General features: G+C 39.7%; 23 protein-coding genes. 18 read left to right on the forward strand and 5 right to left on the reverse strand.

Going from position 1 to position 16,681, the window contains the following annotated elements:
• Positions 1-90: 90 nt before the first annotated feature.
• Together galE and ACORHT_RS03670 are read left to right on the forward strand one after the other, a co-directional pair.
• Entirely contained in the window at positions 91-1,110 is a 1,020-nt protein-coding gene (gene galE / locus ACORHT_RS03665) for a UDP-glucose 4-epimerase GalE (protein ID WP_434350644.1), read from the forward strand.
• Positions 1,094-2,044: a glycosyltransferase family 2 protein gene (locus tag ACORHT_RS03670; protein ID WP_414321203.1), complete on the forward strand. Its 951-nt coding sequence runs from the start codon at positions 1,094-1,096 to the stop codon at positions 2,042-2,044. Before galE ends, ACORHT_RS03670 begins: the two co-directional genes overlap by 17 nt.
• Positions 2,045-2,142: 98 nt before the next feature.
• Here the strand turns inward: ACORHT_RS03670 and ACORHT_RS03675 are convergent, their stop codons facing one another.
• Positions 2,143-2,346 carry a ferredoxin gene (locus tag ACORHT_RS03675; RefSeq protein WP_083312457.1) on the reverse strand — a complete coding sequence of 68 codons (204 nt, stop codon included), beginning with the start codon at positions 2,344-2,346 and terminating at the stop codon, positions 2,143-2,145.
• Positions 2,347-2,391: 45 nt separating this feature from the next.
• Between ACORHT_RS03675 and ACORHT_RS03680 the strand changes: the two genes are divergently transcribed.
• The 6 genes from ACORHT_RS03680 (at position 2,392) to pdxT (ending at position 6,260) form a co-directional block, all read left to right on the forward strand.
• Complete coding sequence (locus tag ACORHT_RS03680) at positions 2,392-2,880, forward strand: SAG1386/EF1546 family surface-associated protein (protein WP_434350645.1); 489 nt, start codon at positions 2,392-2,394, stop codon at positions 2,878-2,880.
• A gap of 8 nt (positions 2,881-2,888) precedes the next feature.
• Positions 2,889-3,560, forward strand: coding sequence for a (d)CMP kinase (gene cmk, locus ACORHT_RS03685; protein WP_434350646.1), 672 nt, complete (start codon positions 2,889-2,891; stop codon positions 3,558-3,560).
• A 139-nt stretch (positions 3,561-3,699) separates the two neighbouring features.
• Positions 3,700-4,038, forward strand: coding sequence for a zinc ribbon domain-containing protein YjdM (locus ACORHT_RS03690; protein ID WP_075230400.1), 339 nt, complete (start codon positions 3,700-3,702; stop codon positions 4,036-4,038).
• Positions 4,039-4,040: 2 nt separating this feature from the next.
• Positions 4,041-4,673, forward strand: coding sequence for a Pr6Pr family membrane protein (locus tag ACORHT_RS03695; RefSeq protein ID WP_414270801.1), 633 nt, complete (start codon positions 4,041-4,043; stop codon positions 4,671-4,673).
• 138 nt (positions 4,674-4,811) lie between these two features.
• Positions 4,812-5,687, forward strand: coding sequence for a pyridoxal 5'-phosphate synthase lyase subunit PdxS (gene pdxS / locus ACORHT_RS03700; RefSeq protein WP_006153788.1), 876 nt, complete (start codon positions 4,812-4,814; stop codon positions 5,685-5,687).
• Positions 5,688-6,260, forward strand: coding sequence for a pyridoxal 5'-phosphate synthase glutaminase subunit PdxT (gene pdxT / locus ACORHT_RS03705; protein WP_434350647.1), 573 nt, complete (start codon positions 5,688-5,690; stop codon positions 6,258-6,260).
• Positions 6,261-6,289: 29 nt separating this feature from the next.
• On the opposite strand, the gene trhA is transcribed toward pdxT, so the two are convergent.
• Positions 6,290-6,937 (reverse strand): PAQR family membrane homeostasis protein TrhA, encoded by a 648-nt coding sequence (gene trhA, locus ACORHT_RS03710; protein ID WP_434350648.1) that lies wholly within the window; start codon positions 6,935-6,937, stop codon positions 6,290-6,292.
• Entirely contained in the window at positions 6,927-7,382 is a 456-nt protein-coding gene (locus ACORHT_RS03715) for a DUF1836 domain-containing protein (RefSeq protein WP_434350649.1), read from the reverse strand. Before ACORHT_RS03715 ends, trhA begins: the two co-directional genes overlap by 11 nt.
• Before the next feature lie 134 nt (positions 7,383-7,516).
• Between ACORHT_RS03715 and ACORHT_RS03720 the strand changes: the two genes are divergently transcribed.
• The 7 genes from ACORHT_RS03720 (at position 7,517) to trxB (ending at position 11,873) form a co-directional block, all read left to right on the forward strand.
• Positions 7,517-8,020 (forward strand): GNAT family N-acetyltransferase, encoded by a 504-nt coding sequence (locus ACORHT_RS03720; protein WP_434350650.1) that lies wholly within the window; start codon positions 7,517-7,519, stop codon positions 8,018-8,020.
• Positions 8,010-8,522 carry a methylated-DNA--[protein]-cysteine S-methyltransferase gene (locus ACORHT_RS03725; protein WP_434350651.1) on the forward strand — a complete coding sequence of 171 codons (513 nt, stop codon included), beginning with the start codon at positions 8,010-8,012 and terminating at the stop codon, positions 8,520-8,522. The genes ACORHT_RS03720 and ACORHT_RS03725 overlap by 11 nt, the downstream gene beginning before the upstream one ends.
• A gap of 12 nt (positions 8,523-8,534) precedes the next feature.
• A complete protein-coding gene (locus tag ACORHT_RS03730) occupies positions 8,535-8,891 on the forward strand; it encodes a Spx/MgsR family RNA polymerase-binding regulatory protein (RefSeq protein ID WP_075230394.1) in 357 nt (118 codons plus the stop codon).
• A gap of 157 nt (positions 8,892-9,048) precedes the next feature.
• Entirely contained in the window at positions 9,049-9,849 is an 801-nt protein-coding gene (locus tag ACORHT_RS03735; RefSeq protein ID WP_434350652.1) for an amino acid ABC transporter permease, read from the forward strand.
• Positions 9,849-10,592, forward strand: a complete 744-nt coding sequence (locus tag ACORHT_RS03740) for an amino acid ABC transporter ATP-binding protein (RefSeq protein WP_434350653.1) — start codon at positions 9,849-9,851, stop codon at positions 10,590-10,592. Before ACORHT_RS03735 ends, ACORHT_RS03740 begins: the two co-directional genes overlap by 1 nt.
• A gap of 79 nt (positions 10,593-10,671) precedes the next feature.
• On the forward strand, positions 10,672-10,896 hold the full coding sequence (locus ACORHT_RS03745; protein ID WP_006152536.1) for a DUF4059 family protein: 225 nt from the start codon (positions 10,672-10,674) through the stop codon (positions 10,894-10,896).
• Positions 10,897-10,961: 65 nt separating this feature from the next.
• Entirely contained in the window at positions 10,962-11,873 is a 912-nt protein-coding gene (gene trxB, locus ACORHT_RS03750) for a thioredoxin-disulfide reductase (RefSeq protein WP_434350654.1), read from the forward strand.
• Positions 11,874-11,989: 116 nt separating this feature from the next.
• Here trxB and rlmB read toward each other — a convergent pair whose 3' ends face one another.
• Both rlmB and def read right to left on the reverse strand, forming a co-directional pair.
• Positions 11,990-12,718 carry a 23S rRNA (guanosine(2251)-2'-O)-methyltransferase RlmB gene (rlmB, locus tag ACORHT_RS03755; RefSeq protein ID WP_414316946.1) on the reverse strand — a complete coding sequence of 243 codons (729 nt, stop codon included), beginning with the start codon at positions 12,716-12,718 and terminating at the stop codon, positions 11,990-11,992.
• Between the two features lie 78 nt (positions 12,719-12,796).
• Positions 12,797-13,408 carry a peptide deformylase gene (gene def / locus ACORHT_RS03760; RefSeq protein WP_414270813.1) on the reverse strand — a complete coding sequence of 204 codons (612 nt, stop codon included), beginning with the start codon at positions 13,406-13,408 and terminating at the stop codon, positions 12,797-12,799.
• A 155-nt stretch (positions 13,409-13,563) separates the two neighbouring features.
• Here def and ACORHT_RS03765 point away from each other — a divergent pair, with 155 nt between their 5' ends.
• Genes ACORHT_RS03765 through ACORHT_RS03775 form a run of 3 tightly spaced genes read left to right on the forward strand, consistent with a single transcriptional unit; the run spans position 13,564 to position 16,371 of the window.
• Positions 13,564-14,883 (forward strand): CapA family protein, encoded by a 1,320-nt coding sequence (locus ACORHT_RS03765; protein WP_434350655.1) that lies wholly within the window; start codon positions 13,564-13,566, stop codon positions 14,881-14,883.
• A 23-nt stretch (positions 14,884-14,906) separates the two neighbouring features.
• Positions 14,907-15,734, forward strand: a complete 828-nt coding sequence (locus ACORHT_RS03770) for a Cof-type HAD-IIB family hydrolase (RefSeq protein ID WP_434350656.1) — start codon at positions 14,907-14,909, stop codon at positions 15,732-15,734.
• Position 15,735: 1 nt separating this feature from the next.
• Positions 15,736-16,371, forward strand: a complete 636-nt coding sequence (locus ACORHT_RS03775) for an SGNH/GDSL hydrolase family protein (RefSeq protein WP_434350657.1) — start codon at positions 15,736-15,738, stop codon at positions 16,369-16,371.
• The last annotated feature ends 310 nt before the right edge of the window (positions 16,372-16,681 follow it).

Below are 16,681 nucleotides of genomic sequence, written 5' to 3' on the forward strand. Positions count from 1 at the left end.
TTATTTTACGTAATTTTTCGGGGTAGCAAATGACATTCCCCATCAAAAATGGTAAAATGAAAAAAATAATTCAAGAATAGAGGAAAAATGATGCAAGAAAAGATTTTGGTAACAGGTGGTGCAGGTTTTATCGGAACTCACACTGTCATTGAGTTAATCCAAGCAGGTCACCAAGTTGTTGTCGTAGATAATTTAGTCAACAGTAGCCGTAAAAGTTTAGAAGTAGTAGAAAGAATTACAGAAGTTGAGATTCCTTTCTATGAAGCTGATATCCGCGATACAGATACACTTCGTGACATTTTCAAACACGAAGAGCCAACAGGTGTGATTCATTTTGCTGGTTTGAAGGCAGTTGGTGAGTCAACTCGTATCCCTCTTGCCTATTATGATAACAATATTGCTGGTACAGTGAGTCTTTTAAAAGCAATGGAAGAAAACAACTGTAAGAACATTATCTTCAGTTCTTCAGCAACAGTTTATGGAGATCCACATACTGTTCCAATCCTAGAAGATTTCCCACTTTCAGCTACAAATCCTTACGGTCGTACCAAACTAATGCTGGAAGAAATCTTGACAGATATCCATAAAGCAGATTCAGAGTGGAATGTTGTTTTGCTTCGTTACTTCAACCCAATTGGGGCGCATGAGAGTGGTGACCTAGGAGAAAATCCAAACGGCATTCCAAATAACCTTCTACCGTATGTAACACAAGTCGCAGTTGGTAAGTTAGAACAAGTTCAAGTCTTCGGAGATGACTACGATACTGAAGATGGAACAGGTGTTCGTGACTATATCCACGTCGTTGACTTAGCCAAAGGACACGTTGCAGCCCTTAAGAAGCTTCAAAAAGGCTCAGGACTCAATGTGTATAACCTTGGTACTGGAAAAGGCTACTCTGTTCTTGAAATTATCCAAAATATGGAGAAAGCGGTTGGGCGCCCAATTCCATACCGTATCGTTGAACGTCGCCCAGGTGATATTGCAGCTTGCTACTCAGACCCAGCAAAAGCTAAGGAAGAGCTCGGATGGGAAGCAGGACTTGGTATTACAGAAATGTGTGAAGATGCGTGGCGTTGGCAGAGCAAGCATCCAAATGGATTTGAAGACTAAAATGATGATTTCAATCATAGTCCCATGTTTAAACGAAGAGGAAGTACTTCCTCTTTTTTATCAAACTCTTGAAGCACTGATCCCAGATTTAGGAACAGAAATCGAATATATTTTTGTAGATGATGGGTCAACTGATAGGACTTTGGAAGTTTTAAAGGCATATCAGGAGCAAAATTCTGCAGTACATTATATCTCTTTCTCGCGAAACTTTGGGAAGGAAGCAGCCTTATATGCAGGATTACAGCAAGCAAGTGGAGATTTGGTTGTGGTTATGGATGCAGACCTTCAGGATCCGCCAAACCTCCTGCTTGAGATGAAAAAACTACTAGATCAGAATTCAGATTTGGACTGTGTGGGAACACGTAGAACTAGTCGAGAGGGAGAGCCATTTCTACGTAGTTTCTGTGCCAATCTTTTTTATCGTTTCATGCAAAAAATTAGCCCAGTAGCTCTTCCCCTAGGGGTTCGTGATTTTAGAATGATGAGAAAATCAGTAGTAGATGCAGTGTTAGAATTGACAGAATACAATCGCTTTTCCAAAGGCCTCTTTGCCTGGGTTGGTTTTCATACTCACTATCTAGAATACCCTAATGTTGAAAGGCAGGCAGGTAAGACTAGTTGGAGCTTTAGGCAACTCTTTTTCTACTCTATCGAAGGGATTGTAAATTTTTCAGATTTTCCTTTGATATTAGCCTTTGTTGCTGGTCTTACGTCTTGTTTTATGGCTTTGGTGATGACCCTTTTTGTAGTTATTCGTACTCTTATGCTTGGGAATCCAACCTCTGGCTGGACATCTCTGATGGCTGTCATTCTATTTCTTGGTGGTGTCCAATTATTGACCATTGGTATTCTGGGAAAATATGTCAGTAAAATTTATCTAGAAACAAAAAAAAGGCCCCTCTATCTGATAAAAGAACAGAGTGAGCCGAGATAGGTTTTGATAAAAATTAGTCCTTCAAAAGACTATAATTTTCTGGAAAAATATGCTAAACTAGTAGAAGCGGGATTTAGAAATATAATCTCCATTAACGATTAAAACTGGTCTTTGATGAGCGCGCGAGTTGGGCAATTTTTAACAGCCTCTAAGACGTCTTGACTAGGAGAAATTTCTTTTTCTAGTTGATCAGGATCATCGTAAAAACGTACAATACCATTATCATGGTAATCAAATAATTCAGAATAAGTTTGGCATAGCCCACAGGCAATGCATCGTTCAGGTATAAGTGTGATTTTCATATTTATATTGTAATAAGAAAATAGAAAAAAAACAAGGAGTAAGGTATGGAAAAGGAACCGTGGCAAGAAGATATCTATAACAATGAGGAAAGCCGTTCGGAGCGTAGAAGCAGAGGAAATAAGGGAACAGGAGTGGTAGCCAACCGTATTCTAACCATTTTAGCTTGTATTTTCTTTGTAATCGTGGTCGGTATGATTGCTGTTTTAATCTATCTGTCTTCAGGTGGTAGTGATCGTACGGCAGCTTTGAAAGATTTCCATGATTCTTCTGCACCTAAGGTAGAAGAAGTATCGTCAACATCTTCAAGTAGTTCAGAAGAAGCATCAAGTTCTGAAGCGGAAACAACATCTTCAAGTAGTTCAGAGGGACATACAAATGCTGAGGGAACCATTACTGTTCTTGCTGGTGAAGGTGAAGCGGCTATCGCAGCTAGAGCAGGAATTTCTATTGCCCAGCTTGAAGCCTTGAATCCTGGTCATATGTCTTCAGGTTCTTGGTTTGCAAATCCTGGTGATGTTCTTAAGACAAGATAGGAGTTAGAATGAAAACAATTCAGATTGCTATTGATGGTCCAGCTTCAAGTGGTAAGAGTACAGTAGCTAAGATTATAGCTAAGGATTTTGGTTACACCTACTTGGATACAGGTGCCATGTACCGTGCGGCAACTTATATTGCCTTACAGCATCAAATTAATCCAGAAGAATCTAGTCAACTCCTTGATCTATTGGATCAATATCCGATTAGTTTTGGTCGTGCCGAAACAGGAGAACAGCTTGTTTTTGTTGGAGACGTTGATGTTACCAATCCAATCCGAGAAAATGAAGTAACTAATGCTGTATCTGCTTTTGCAGCTATTCCAGCTATTCGTGAAAAATTGGTAGCCCTCCAGCAAGAAATTGCCCAACAAGGAGGAATCGTCATGGATGGTCGAGATATTGGCACAGTGGTCTTGCCTAAGGCTGAATTGAAGATTTTTCTTGTTGCTTCAGTGGATGAACGTGCAGAACGACGTTATAAGGAAAATCTTTCAAAGGGGATCGAAACAGATTTGGAAACTTTGAAAGAAGAGATTGCTGCGCGTGATTATAAAGATAGTCATCGTGAAACTTCTCCTCTTAAGCAGGCAGATGATGCAATCTATCTGGACACGACAGGACTAAGTATTTTAGAAGTTGTCGAAAAAATTAAATCAGAAGCAGTCAAACATTTTTAATTTGAAATTTTAACCGGTTGACCACGATAGTGGTGAGTCGGTTTTTTAGCAATTTGTCAAATTTTTAATTTTAAGGTATAATAGTCTTTGTTAACGAAAATTTGACAATCAAACCATCATAAAAATAGAAGGAGATAAAATGAACAATCTACCAAATTGCCCAAAATGTAATTCAGAATATGTCTATGAAGACGGAGCCTTGCTAGTCTGCCCAGAGTGTGCTTATGAATGGAATCCAGCAGAACAAACAGAAGCTGAAGATGGTGTTGTTGCTATTGATGCTAATGGAAATAAATTGGCTGATGGAGATACAGTAACCTTGATTAAAGATTTGAAGGTTAAAGGGGCTCCTAAAGACCTCAAACAAGGAACACGCGTTAAAAATATCCGTATCGTTGAAGGTGACCACAACATCGACTGTAAGATTGATGGTTTTGGTGCTATGAAATTGAAATCAGAATTTGTTAAAAAGATTTAATCATGACTACTTGGAATAAATTTATTTTTTTCAGTCGGACTCTCTTGTTTTTCGCAGCATTTACAGGGGTCTATCTGGAAATTACCAAACGTGGTGGTTTAGGGATGTTGCTTTACTATACAGTCCTTTCCAATCTTTTGGTTGTAATCTTTACAGCTTATCTTTTGTTAAAGATGCGTAGTGGCGGTGATAGTTGGCAGAGTGCTGGGATTCTACGTCTCAAAGGTGGTGTCACTATGAGTATTATGATTACTTGTGTTATCTATCATTTCATGCTAGCTCCTTTGACGACAGATTTTTACCGTTTGGAAAATTTCCTTTGCCATTATATTGTCCCTCTCTGGTTTTTAGCAGATACAATTATTTTTGATAAGAGTCGTCAATATAAGTGGTTTGATCCCATGCTTTGGACCAGCCTTCCTTTGTTTTATATGATTTTTGCCATCTTAAACGGTTTTGTTCTAAAGATGGATGTCCCTAATGCTAAGGATAGTCCCTTCCCATATTTCTTTTTGAATGCTCCCAAACATGGTTGGGGCTTTGTCTTTAAATGGGCGGCAACTATCTTTGTTGCCTACATGGTTTCAGGATATCTCTTTTATCTTGTCAAAAGTATTAAAAAATCTAAGAAATAAAAGTACCCAATGTGGGTGCTTTTTTTGTGATAGAGATAATTGTACCCGGACAAATCGATTTATTTTATCTTGTTATGCAGTCTTTTATACCTTACAATAAAACTGTAGCTACCAATACAACTATTGAGGATGAAAAAAATGACTGAAAATCGTTATGAATTAAATAAGAATTTAGCACAGATGCTTAAAGGTGGCGTCATCATGGATGTCCAAAACCCTGAACAGGCAAGAATTGCTGAGGCTGCAGGTGCGGCAGCAGTTATGGCTTTGGAACGAATCCCAGCTGATATTCGTGCGGCGGGTGGTGTCTCTCGCATGAGTGATCCAAAGATGATTAAGGAAATTCAAGAAGCAGTCAGCATTCCAGTAATGGCTAAGGTTCGAATTGGGCATTTTGTTGAAGCACAGATTTTAGAAGCTATCGAGATTGACTATATTGATGAGAGCGAAGTTCTATCTCCAGCTGACGATCGTTTCCATGTGGACAAGAAAGAGTTTCAAGTTCCTTTTGTTTGTGGTGCTAAAGACCTAGGAGAAGCCTTGCGTCGTATCGCTGAAGGAGCTTCTATGATCCGTACAAAAGGGGAACCTGGAACAGGAGACATCGTTCAGGCAGTCCGCCATATGCGTATGATGAATCAAGAAATTCGCCGCATTCAAAACCTCCGTGAGGACGAGTTATATGTTGCTGCAAAAGAACTCCAAGTACCTGTAGAATTAGTTCAATACGTTCACGAACATGGAAAACTACCAGTCGTGAACTTCGCAGCAGGCGGTGTAGCAACACCAGCGGACGCTGCGCTTATGATGCAGCTAGGTGCAGAAGGTGTCTTTGTTGGTTCAGGGATTTTCAAATCAGGTGATCCTGTTAAACGTGCAGCAGCAATTGTCAAGGCAGTTACAAATTATCAGAATCCTCAAATTCTGGCTCAAATCTCTGAAGACTTAGGAGAAGCTATGGTTGGTATCAATGAGAATGAAATCCAAATTCTCATGGCTGAGCGAGGAAAATAGATGAAAATCGGAATCTTGGCCTTGCAAGGTGCCTTTGTAGAACACGAGAAAATGCTTGCTCAACTAGGAGTTGAAAGTATTGAACTGCGAAACCTAAAAGATTTTCAGCAACATCGAAGTGAGCTATCAGGTTTGATTTTGCCAGGAGGTGAGTCAACGGCCATGGGGAAACTATTGCGAGATCAGCAGATGCTAATTCCTATAAGAGAGGCTATTCTCAATGCTTTACCAGTCTTTGGAACTTGTGCAGGCTTGATTTTGCTAGCGAGACAAATCACTTCTCAGGAAGAGAGCCATCTATCGACTATGGACATAGTAGTGGAGCGTAATGCCTATGGACGTCAGTTAGGAAGCTTTTATAGCGAAGCAGACTGCAAGGGCGTTGGTAAAATACCCATGACCTTTATCCGTGGCCCGATTATCAGTAGTGTTGGTGACAGTGTTGATGTTCTAGCAATTGTGAACAATCAAATCGTAGCTGCACAAGAAAAGAATATGCTGGTAACCTCCTTTCATCCAGAATTGACAAATGATCTTCGCTTGCATAAATACTTTATCAATATGTGCAAATAAAAATAGGTCGGGATTTTCCCGGCCTATTTTTACATGTAATAAACAATGGCAATGTATTGGAGAGCGGAAGCTGCCAGAATGAAGAGATGCCAGATCATGTGGAAGTAAGGTTTCTTCTTAGCATAAAAACCAGCACCAACTGTATAGCAAAGCCCACCTGATACCATAAGAGTCCAAAAGATTGGAGTTGTTTGACTGATGATTGCTGGTAGGATAGCCACAACTAGCCAACCCATGATGAGGTAGAGTATTAGACTAAATTTTTCATTGACTTTTTTGGCAAATATTTTATAAAGAATACCAAAAATAGTTGTTCCCCATTGGATAGCAATAATAAGATAACCAAACCAATTATTCATCAGGGTTAAAACCACCGGGGTATAAGAGCCAGCAATCGCAACATAAATCATGGAATGATCGATGATACGAAGCACGTACTTATGAGTGGAACCATAAGCCATAGAGTGATAAATAGTCGATGAAAGAAACATAAGAAAGAGGCTAATAACGAAAATCGACACCCCAATCGATGATAAAAATCCATGAGCTTCATAACTATAAGTCGATGAGATAGGGAGCAAAACCAGCATGATAAGTGCCCCTACAGCATGGGTGACGCTGTTGGCAATCTCTTCTCCAAAACTAAGTCGTTTACTAAGTTTGAAACTAGTATTCATTTGTTTCCTCCTTTTCAGTTTCTGTATAGACTAGTGCTAGTGTTTGATGATAAAGTTTGACCGTTTGACAGCTTGCTTGAATGATTGGATTAGCTGGGTCTAGGTCTTCATTCATATAGTCCACAAAAGCATTGTAAAGTTCTTGTGAGTTAGTCTCTGTGTGTAGGGTGTTTAGGGTTTGAGCAATTTCCTGGATTGAAAAAACAGACTTGAGTGTTGTGATAGCAATCAATCGGGCAATTTGTTTGCGTTGGTATTTTTTCTTTTCAGGTTTACTGATATAGCCGTGCTTCACATAGTTGTTCACCATTGATGCAGTTAAACCTTTCTCTTTAGCAAGAGAAATAGGGGAACAAACTTTATTCACATAAAGTAGGACCTGATCCAAATAGAGATCAATGTTTGGAATTTCGTCCCATTCTGGGTAGGAAAAAGTAGCTTTCATTTCCAACTCCTGTTTATCTAGTTTCGATAACTAGATTATAAAATAATAGAAACAAAAAGTCAAGTTTTAACTGCTTGTAGAAAGCCTTAAATTATGCTATGATGAGAGAAACTAGTCAGAAAAGAGGAAATAAGATGGAAATTCGTTTAGCCTTTCCAAACGAAGTAGATGCAATTATGCAGGTGATTGAGGATGCTAAAAAATGCTTGGCGGAAGCTGGTAGCACCCAGTGGCAAAACGGCTACCCAGATGCAGATACCATTATTGAAGATATCATCTCTGGTCAAGCTTATGTAGCCCTAGACGAAGGTGATCTCTTAGCCTATGCAGCAGTGACTAAGAGCCCAGAATCTGCCTATGAAGCTATTTATGAAGGCAAATGGCAAGGAGGAGAGACAGAGTATCTAGTTTTTCATCGTATTGCTGTGGCAGCAGATGTTCAAGGTCAAGGGGTAGCGCAGACCTTCTTGGAAGGCTTGATTGAAGGGTTTGATTACCTAGATTTTCGTTCAGATACGCACGCTGAAAATAAGCCTATGCAGCATATCTTTGAAAAGCTTGGTTTTAAAAAGGTTGGTAAAGTTCCAGTAGACGGGGAACGCTTGGCCTATCAAAAATTAAAATCGAATGCAAACTAAGTATGCAAAAATGCTCTATGTTTCTCCCGTAGGGGAGCTCTCACTAGTTGCTGATGACTACTACTTGCTTGGCATTTGGTTTCAAGGTCAGAAACATTTTGAGAGAGGTTTGGAAGCTGGGTGTATCGTTGATGTTCCAAGCCATCCAGTTTTGAACCAAGTTGCTTCTTATTTAGATAGCTATTTCTCAGGACAAGACCAGGACCTATCTGAGCTTCCTCTGGCTCCGATTGGAAGTGAATTTGAAAAGAAAGTTTGGTCTTATCTACGGGAAATACCCTTTGGGCAGACAGTTACTTATGGTCAAATAGCTAAGGACTTGCATGTAGCTTCTCCTCAAGCTATCGGAGGAGCTGTAGGCCGAAATCCTTGGTCTATCCTCGTACCTTGTCACCGTGTACTAGGAGCTGGCAATCGTCTTACAGGCTTTGCTTCAGGAATTGAGAAGAAGGCTTGGCTCTTGAAGCATGAAAATGCAACATTTAAAGAGAAGAAAGAATAGAAAGAGAAGAAAATGTTAGAATTTATCGAATATCCAAAATGTACAACCTGCAAAAAAGCCAAAAAAGAGCTAGATCAACTTGGACTAGAATATAAAGATGTTCATATTGTCGAAGAAACACCAACTGAGGAAGTGATTTTGACCTGGTTAGAAACTTCAGGTTTTGAATTAAAACAGTTCTTTAATACCAGCGGTATCAAATATCGTGAGCTAGGTTTGAAAGATAAGGTCGGAAGCATGTCAAAACAAGAAGCAGCTAAACTCTTAGCTAGTGATGGCATGTTACTCAAACGTCCAATTCTTGTTAAAGGTGGACAGATTCAGCAAATTGGCTATCGTAAAGCCTATGAAGAGCTTGGTTTGAATTAGGTTTTATCTATCTCTTTGATAAAAATAATATATGTCTGGCTTTTCTAAAAGTGTGTTAAACTAGTATTTAGACCCAGAAAGTCTTTACCCGTAGCAAATATTTTTAATCAGAGCAGAAGTATGATAGAATGAATCATTATCAGGAGAGGATGTTTCTATGAACGTTACAACACTTTTAGCATCAGATTGGTATCAAAACTTGATGCAGTATATTCCAGACGGCAAACTCTTTAGCTGGCGTTCGGTTTTTGATGGCATTCCAAGAATTGTCCAACAATTACCGACAACCTTGATGTTGACAGTATGTGGTGCTTTTTTTGGTATCATGCTAGCACTAGTCTTTGCTATTGTGAAAATTAACAGGGTTAGATTTCTTTATCCATTACAAGCTTTTTTCGTTAGTTTCTTAAAGGGAACTCCAATTTTAGTCCAACTGATGTTGACCTATTATGGGATTCCACTAGCTCTAAAAGCACTGAATCAACAATGGGGAACCTCTTTAAACATTAATGCAATTCCAGCAGCAACGTTTGCGATTGTTGCCTTCGCCTTTAATGAAGCAGCCTATGCCAGCGAGACCATTCGTGCAGCCATCCTCTCTGTCAATCCTGGGGAGATTGAAGCCGCTCGCAGTCTCGGTATGACGCGTGCGCAAGTTTATCGTCGAGTGATTATTCCCAATGCAGCAGTAGTTGCAACACCAACCTTGATTAATTCTCTAATCGGTTTGACTAAAGGAACTTCTCTAGCCTTTAGTGCAGGTGTTGTGGAAGTTTTTGCCCAAGCTCAGATTTTGGGTGGTGCAGACTATCGTTACTTTGAACGTTTCATCTCGGTCGCCCTAGTTTATTGGGTAGTGAATATCGCCATTGAAAATCTCGGTCGCTTTATTGAGAGAAAAATGGCAATCGAAGCACCAGATAATGTGAAAACAGATGTGAAAGGAGACCTTCGCTAATGATTAAGATTTCAAATTTAAGCAAATCCTTTTCAGGTCAAACCGTCTTGGATCATCTGAATTTAGATATTCAAAAAGGGGAAGTAGTGGCTTTGATTGGTTCATCAGGAGCCGGAAAATCTACCTTTCTTCGTAGCCTAAATTACCTGGAAACTCCTGATAGTGGGAGTATTCAGATTGATGACTTTAAAGTCGACTTTTCTCAAATCACTCAAGAAGAAATCCTGACTCTTCGTCGCAAGTTGTCCATGGTGTTCCAACAGTTCAACTTATTTGAACGTAGAACAGCCCTAGACAATGTTAAGGAAGGTTTGGTAGTTGTTAAAAAACTTTCCGACGAAGAAGCAACTAAGATTGCCAAAGAAGAGTTGGCTAAGGTTGGGCTTTCAGATCGTGAACAGCATTATCCGCGTCACTTATCAGGGGGACAAAAACAACGGGTAGCTATAGCGCGTGCTCTAGCCATGAAACCAGACGTGTTACTTTTGGATGAACCAACTTCAGCCCTTGACCCAGAGTTGGTCGGTGAAGTGGAAAAATCTATCGCAGATGCTGCTAAGTCTGGTCAAACCATGATTTTGGTTAGTCATGATATGTCTTTTGTTGCTCAAGTTGCTGATAAGGTTTTATTCCTAGATAAAGGAAAGATTATTGAATCTGGAACACCGGATGAGATTATCAACCATCCTAAAGAAGAACGAACAAAAGAGTTCTTTGCTAGTTACAAACGGACCTATATCTGATATAATAGAAGATAAGAAAAACTCAGTTGGCTAAGCTAACTGGGTTTGCTCTTTAAAAATAATAGAAATGAGAGAGAGCATGCTAGTTCAGCTATTTGCTTTGTATTTAGAGAGTTTGGTTTTGACGATTTTACTAGTCTTGGTTGTCTTAGGGATTTGGATTGGTTTAAGAGCTCTATCAGGTGTGGATAAAACTGCTAAGGAGCGTCAGGCTCACCTCTATGATATGATTATGATTGGAGTTCTAACAATTCCAGTATTGTCTTTTGCAACCATGAGCATCTTGTTGGTTCTCAAGGCTTAATAGTTGTCAAATAGGATTATATCCGTTAGAATAAGAATAGTTACAACAAGAAAGAAGGAAATAGAATGTACGATACGATTATTATCGGTGCAGGTCCTGCTGGGATGACTGCAGCCTTGTATGCAGCTCGCAGCAATCTCAAAGTAGCTTTGATTGAAGGTGGCCTTCCTGGCGGTCAGATGAACAACACTTCTGACATTGAAAACTATCCAGGTTATGCTAACATTAGTGGTCCTGAGTTAGCAGAAAAGATGTTTGAACCTCTTGAAAATCTAGGTGTTGAACATCTCTATGGCTTTGTAGAAAATATTGAGGACCATGGTGATGTGAAGAAAGTAATCACAGACAATGAAGAATTTGAAACTCGCACAGTTATTGTGGCGACTGGTTCTAAGCACCGACTCTTAGGCGTTCCAGGAGAAGAAGAACTCAACAGTCGAGGTGTTTCCTACTGTGCGGTTTGTGATGGAGCCTTTTTCCGTGAGCAAGATTTGTTGGTTGTCGGTGGAGGAGATTCGGCTGTTGAAGAAGCTATCTTCCTAACTCAGTTCGCTAAATCTGTAACCATCGTTCACCGTCGTGATGAACTTCGTGCCCAAAAAGTCTTGCAAGACCGAGCTTTTGCCAATGAGAAAATCAACTTCATTTGGGATTCTGTTGTCAAAGAAATCAAGGGTGAAAACCGTGTGGAATCAGTTGTCATTAAAAATGTTAAAACAAATCAAGTGAGTGAACATGCCTTTGGAGGTGTCTTCATCTATGTTGGTTTAGATCCAGTTAGCGATTTTACAAAAGATTTACAAATCCAAGATGAGTCAGGTTGGATTGTGACAAATGACCACATGAAGACAAGTCTTGCAGGTGTCTTTGCAGTTGGAGATGTTCGTCAGAAAGACCTTCGCCAAGTTACAACAGCAGTTGGAGATGGTGCGATTGCAGGTCAAGAAGCCTATAAATTTATTACTGAGCATTATTAAAAAGGCTGTGGGACAGAAATCGATAGACAAAGTCTCGATTTCGTAGTCCCAGCCACGCGAGGATGATTGCTAATAAAAAGTGAGGTCGGGATCTTTTGTCCCGACCTCACTTTTTATTAGAGTCGATTTCTGAAGACTTCGTACATGAGAATAGCAGCAGCAACACTGGCATTGAGACTTTGTACGTGTCCGTTCATAGGAATGGTAATCATCTCGTCCACTTGTTTTTTGATGTTGCTTGAAATTCCCTTACCTTCGTTGCCGATAATGAGGGCGACTTTACCACTTGTGTTCCATTTATGGCAAGGAGTCCCGTTCATATCAGTTCCAAAAGTCCAAAAGCCCTCTTCTTTAAGTTTGTCCAAGGTTTGACTGAGGTTAGTCACGCGAGCGATAGGAACATGCTCAATGGCACCTGTTGCTGTTTTAGCAACGACAGGAGTAACGCCGACGGCTCGGTGTTTAGGAATAATGACACCCGAAACATTGGTTGCATCAGCTGTTCTTAGAATAGAGCCGAGGTTGTGAGGGTCAGTTAGTCCATCGAGGATCAATAGTAGTGGATTTTCCTCTTGACGGGTCTTGGCAAGAATCTGCTCTAGTTCAGTGTAGGCGAATTCTGAAACGCGCAAGACAAAACCTTGGTGAACAGCTCCTTCAGTCATTTCGGAAAGAGATTTTTTGGAAGTCCAAGAGATAGAGACCTTCTTCTCGGTTGCTAGTTCTTTGACTTTTTCAACATTTTTTCCTCTTAAGTCTTCTTGAACATAGAGCTTGTTGCCAGTATTGGCTAAGAGGGCTTCGGTAACGGCGTGAACGCCATAGACAATATCGTTTGTTTTCATAGTTTTAATTTTAAAGTTATAGGACTGAGGCAAACTTATATCATTTTTAGGATACCTGTTGACTCAGTAGTTGCTAGTTTATTCTAGGATGAGGAGTCCTTCTTTGATTTCAAAAGGATCTTTTTCATTGATACGATCGTAGAACATGACGCCATTTAAGTGGTCAATTTCGTGTTGAACGACGATTGAGTTGTAGCCTTTTAGTTTGATGCGGTGCTTTTCTCCATCTTTATCAAAATAGTCCACAGTTACTCGAGCATGGCGGATAACATAGCCTGGAACGGCACGGTCGACAGACAAGCAACCTTCTCCCTCGCCTAGAGCAGCGTCTTGGACTGAGTGGGATACAATTTTCGGATTGTACATAACAGCTTGTAAGTCATAGGCTTCTTGAGGTGTTTCACCTTCCTCGGTGATATTAGGAACTAAAACAGCAATGATGCGTTTTGAGATATCGAGTTGTGGTGCTGCAAGACCAACTCCACCACGTAGACCTAATTTTTCAGCCATAACAGGGTCTTGTGAGTGTTTTAAAAATTGCATCATTTTTTCTCCGAGAATGATATCTTGATCACTCAAGGGGAAGCTGACTTCTTCAGCAACGGCACGAAGAGTTGGGTTTCCTTCACGGATAATATCTTTCATATCAATTAAATGAGCAGCTTTGGTAATTCTTTCTATAGCAGACATGTTCTCTCTCCTTTTCTTACTTTACATGATAACACAAAATAGCCTAGAATGAAAGCACATTAGTTCTATCAGGATGCATTCTCCAGATGAAATACTATCTTGTCTATGGTATAATAAATTAAGGAGACTTGCATCAAAAAGCAGGGAGAAAAAATATGGAAAAACGTAGTAGAAGCAGAAAAAATGGCTCGAACTTTCAAGTTATCAGAACATCTGTTCGATTTTTTAGGAACTATAAACAGTGGAGCAATAGAACTTTTATTGTAGTTTTGTTGGCTTTTGTAGCTCTCTCGATGATCACGACTTTGTTAGTAGAAGGGGCTCAGGGGATTTCATTGACCAGTAGTGACTCGACTGTAGTACATCATAAATCCAATGCTCAGGAAAAGAGTGAGGATACTGAGAAAGAAACCAGTGCTCGTATTATGGCTCATGGAGATTTGCTTTATCATATTCCTATTTATCGTACAGCTCTAAAAGAGGACGGGAGCTATGATTTTCATGAAAATTTTGACTATGTCAAACCTTGGTTTAAGAAGGCTGATCTAGTCATAGGAGACTTTGAAGGGACTATTAGTAAGGACCATTACCTAGCAGGCTATCCTTTATTTAATGCTCCAGGAGAAGTTATGGATGCGATAAAGGATGCTGGTTATCAGGTGCTGGACTTGGCCCACAATCACATCTTAGATTCCCAGTTGGAAGGAGTTATCTCTACAGCGGATGCGATCGAAAAGGCAGGCATAACTCCAATTGGAGTATATACCCATGAAGCGCGTGATAAGGCGCCTTTAGTGATTAAGGAAGTAAATGGTATTAAGGTTGCTTTCCTTGCCTATTCTTATGGCTTTAATGGTATCGAGGAATATATCTCTAAAGAGGATTACAATAATTACCTGTCCGACTTAAATGAAGATAAGATGAAGGCTGAAATTGAGCGAGCTGAAAAAGAGGCAGACATAACCGTTGTCATGCCTCAAATGGGAATTGAGTATCAATTAGAACCAACTGAAGAACAAAAGATTCTCTACCACAAGATGATTGACTGGGGAGCTGACCTTATCTTTGGAGGGCATCCTCACGTTGTTGAACCAGCTGAAACAGTTGAAAGAGATGGAGATAAAAAACTCATTATCTACTCTATGGGCAATTTCCTATCTAATCAACGGATTGAAACAATGCAGGATGAGGAAAATGCCAAATGGACGGAGCGTGGAGTCCTTATGGACGTAACCATAAAGAAGAAAGCAGGCAAGACAACTATTGAGACTGCAGTGGCTCATCCAACTTGGGTTAACCGTACTCCAAAAGGGACCTATTCACCTGACGGCTATCCACTTTTTCTTTATCAAACCTATATCTTGGAAGATTTTATAGAAGGTGGAGTTCATCGTGAAAAATTGGATGAGGAAACCAAGGAAAGAATTGACATAGCCTACAAAGAAATGAATGAACATGTTGGCTTGCAGTGGTAGTGGTACTTCTAAGAGGAGACGAGATGACGATAAAATTAATTGCAACAGACATGGATGGAACCTTATTGGACCCCAAAGGTCAAGTAGATTTACCTCGTTTGGAGAAGATTCTTGATCAGCTAGAAGAAAGGGGAATTCGATTTGTCATTGCGACTGGAAATGAGATTCATCGTGTGAAACAATTACTAGGACATTTGACAGAGCGAGTGGTTTTGATTGTAGCTAATGGGGCGAGAATTTTTGAAGGAAATCAACTTTTACAGGCTCAAACTTGGGATGATGACATGGTTAATCGGGCTTTAGAATTTTTCAAGGGCCGAGAATGCCAAGATCAGTTTGTAGTGACCAGTATGAATGGTGGTTTTGTAAAAGAAGGCACCGTCTTTACTCAACTTGAAAATTTTATGACTCCTGAGATGATTGAACTTTTTTATCAGCGGATGAATTTTGTGGAAGAGCTAGAGTCTCATCTTTTTGGTGGAGTGTTAAAAATGAGCTTGGTGGTCGGTGAGGAGCGCTCTGACTCAGTTTTAGAGGAAATCAATCAGCTCTTTAATGGTCATGTTCAGGCTGTCTCAAGTGGTTATGGCTGTATCGATATTCTTCAGTCTGGTATTCATAAATCCTGGGGCTTGCAAGAGCTACTCAAGCGTTGGGACATCAAAGCTGAGGAAATCATGGCTTTTGGTGATAGTGAAAATGATGTAGAAATGCTTCAATTAGCTGGAATTGCCTATGCCATGGAAAATGCCGACGACAAGGCCAAAGCAGTAGCGACAAACTTTGCTCCATCCAATATTCAGGCAGGAGTTTATCAGGTTTTGGAAGACTGGCTAGAAAAAGGAGAATGAAATGGCAGTGCAGTTGTTAGAAACGTGGCTCCTAAAAGAGCAAGAAAAAATCCAAAACAAGTATCGTGAGCTCAATCAAATCTCCCTATTGAATCCAGATATCATTTTTCTTGGTGATTCTATCATCGAATATTATCCCTTGCAGGAGTTACTAGGACCTTCAAAGATCATGATTAATCGAGGCATCAGGGGTTACCAGACAGGGCTTTTACTGGATAATCTTGATGCCCATCTCTATGGTGATGCTGTTGATCAGATTGTTCTTTTGATTGGGACAAATGATATTGGTAAGGAAGTAGAGTTGGAGCAGACCTTGCATAATCTCGAAGCTGTGATTCAGTCAATTGTGCGTGATTTTCCGCTTACCCAAATCAAGCTTCTTTCTATTTTACCAGTTAATGAAGGCACAGAGTATCAGCAGACAGTTTATATCCGCACCAATGAGAAAATCAAGGCCTGGAATCAAGCTTATCAAGACTTAGCTTCAGCCTATATGCAGGTTGAATATATTCCAGTATTTGATAGCTTCTTAGATGAAGCTGGACAATTAAAACCTACCTACACAACCGATGGCCTACACCTAAGTGTTGCTGGTTATCAGGTTCTTTCAAATGAGTTAAAAGACTATCTTTTTTAGCAACAGTATGAATATGATATATTCATTACAGCAAATTAATTTTACTAAAATAAAAATTCCTCTAAATTTTTTAAGTGAATAAAAATTATTTACTTATGAAATTTAGAGTTTTTTTACATAGAAACCATCCTTGTTTGAGAGTTATTTTAAAATATAAATGCTAAAATAGCACATTTCTATAAAAAATACGTCTCTGATGAACCCGATATGAATGCGTATATTCATTCTTATAAAAATGCATAATATACACAACTTAACCAGTTTATGAAATACCTATTCTTGCTAGAAAAGGTGCTAATATGGTATACTA

The organism is Streptococcus sp. KHUD_014 (assembly GCF_051106275.1).
In the GTDB taxonomy this organism is placed as follows: Bacteria; Bacillota; Bacilli; order Lactobacillales; family Streptococcaceae; genus Streptococcus.

What these genes read in the sequence shown, in the direction of transcription:
- galE (WP_434350644.1), top strand. Translation starts at nt 91, where the DNA reads ATGCAAGAAAAGATTTTGGTAACAGGTGGTGCAGGTTTTATCGGAACT.
- ACORHT_RS03670 (WP_414321203.1), top strand. Translation starts at nt 1,094, where the DNA reads ATGGATTTGAAGACTAAAATGATGATTTCAATCATAGTCCCATGTTTA.
- ACORHT_RS03675 (WP_083312457.1), bottom strand. Translation starts at nt 2,346, where the DNA reads ATGAAAATCACACTTATACCTGAACGATGCATTGCCTGTGGGCTATGC.
- ACORHT_RS03680 (WP_434350645.1), top strand. Translation starts at nt 2,392, where the DNA reads ATGGAAAAGGAACCGTGGCAAGAAGATATCTATAACAATGAGGAAAGC.
- cmk (WP_434350646.1), top strand. Translation starts at nt 2,889, where the DNA reads ATGAAAACAATTCAGATTGCTATTGATGGTCCAGCTTCAAGTGGTAAG.
- ACORHT_RS03690 (WP_075230400.1), top strand. Translation starts at nt 3,700, where the DNA reads ATGAACAATCTACCAAATTGCCCAAAATGTAATTCAGAATATGTCTAT.
- ACORHT_RS03695 (WP_414270801.1), top strand. Translation starts at nt 4,041, where the DNA reads ATGACTACTTGGAATAAATTTATTTTTTTCAGTCGGACTCTCTTGTTT.
- pdxS (WP_006153788.1), top strand. Translation starts at nt 4,812, where the DNA reads ATGACTGAAAATCGTTATGAATTAAATAAGAATTTAGCACAGATGCTT.
- pdxT (WP_434350647.1), top strand. Translation starts at nt 5,688, where the DNA reads ATGAAAATCGGAATCTTGGCCTTGCAAGGTGCCTTTGTAGAACACGAG.
- trhA (WP_434350648.1), bottom strand. Translation starts at nt 6,937, where the DNA reads ATGAATACTAGTTTCAAACTTAGTAAACGACTTAGTTTTGGAGAAGAG.
- ACORHT_RS03715 (WP_434350649.1), bottom strand. Translation starts at nt 7,382, where the DNA reads ATGAAAGCTACTTTTTCCTACCCAGAATGGGACGAAATTCCAAACATT.
- ACORHT_RS03720 (WP_434350650.1), top strand. Translation starts at nt 7,517, where the DNA reads ATGGAAATTCGTTTAGCCTTTCCAAACGAAGTAGATGCAATTATGCAG.
- ACORHT_RS03725 (WP_434350651.1), top strand. Translation starts at nt 8,010, where the DNA reads ATGCAAACTAAGTATGCAAAAATGCTCTATGTTTCTCCCGTAGGGGAG.
- ACORHT_RS03730 (WP_075230394.1), top strand. Translation starts at nt 8,535, where the DNA reads ATGTTAGAATTTATCGAATATCCAAAATGTACAACCTGCAAAAAAGCC.
- ACORHT_RS03735 (WP_434350652.1), top strand. Translation starts at nt 9,049, where the DNA reads ATGAACGTTACAACACTTTTAGCATCAGATTGGTATCAAAACTTGATG.
- ACORHT_RS03740 (WP_434350653.1), top strand. Translation starts at nt 9,849, where the DNA reads ATGATTAAGATTTCAAATTTAAGCAAATCCTTTTCAGGTCAAACCGTC.
- ACORHT_RS03745 (WP_006152536.1), top strand. Translation starts at nt 10,672, where the DNA reads ATGCTAGTTCAGCTATTTGCTTTGTATTTAGAGAGTTTGGTTTTGACG.
- trxB (WP_434350654.1), top strand. Translation starts at nt 10,962, where the DNA reads ATGTACGATACGATTATTATCGGTGCAGGTCCTGCTGGGATGACTGCA.
- rlmB (WP_414316946.1), bottom strand. Translation starts at nt 12,718, where the DNA reads ATGAAAACAAACGATATTGTCTATGGCGTTCACGCCGTTACCGAAGCC.
- def (WP_414270813.1), bottom strand. Translation starts at nt 13,408, where the DNA reads ATGTCTGCTATAGAAAGAATTACCAAAGCTGCTCATTTAATTGATATG.
- ACORHT_RS03765 (WP_434350655.1), top strand. Translation starts at nt 13,564, where the DNA reads ATGGAAAAACGTAGTAGAAGCAGAAAAAATGGCTCGAACTTTCAAGTT.
- ACORHT_RS03770 (WP_434350656.1), top strand. Translation starts at nt 14,907, where the DNA reads ATGACGATAAAATTAATTGCAACAGACATGGATGGAACCTTATTGGAC.
- ACORHT_RS03775 (WP_434350657.1), top strand. Translation starts at nt 15,736, where the DNA reads ATGGCAGTGCAGTTGTTAGAAACGTGGCTCCTAAAAGAGCAAGAAAAA.